The organism is Streptomyces sp. URMC 123 (genome assembly GCF_051386515.1).
Lineage (GTDB): Bacteria > Actinomycetota > Actinomycetes > Streptomycetales > Streptomycetaceae > Streptomyces.
Genome location: NZ_JBPQTV010000809.1, coordinates 1 through 221, shown reverse-complemented (window position 1 = coordinate 221; position 221 = coordinate 1). Strand labels below are relative to the sequence as shown.

Annotated in this window: 1 protein-coding gene; it reads left to right on the top strand. The window is 67.9% G+C overall.

Going from position 1 to position 221, the window contains the following annotated elements; genetic code table 11:
* A partial coding sequence (locus ACSNOD_RS32080; protein WP_436770555.1) for a CAP domain-containing protein occupies nt 1–159 on the top strand: 159 nt, incomplete at its 5' end.
* Between the last annotated feature and the right edge of the window lie 62 nt (nt 160–221).

The following is a 221-nucleotide window of genomic DNA, read 5'->3' as shown; positions in this document are numbered from 1 at the left end:
GCGGGCAACGCGGGGGCGGACAAGACGATGGAGCAGTGGATGAACTCGCCCGGGCACCGGGCGAACATCCTGAACTGCCAGTTCAAGTCGATGGGCGCGGGGCACGCGGCGGGTGGCTCGTGGGGCCATTACTGGACGCAGATGTTCGGCTTCCAGTAGACGCCCCCCTCCGGGGTGGTTTGCGCGACGTCCCCGTTGTGTGTCGTCCGTGACGTGCCCGT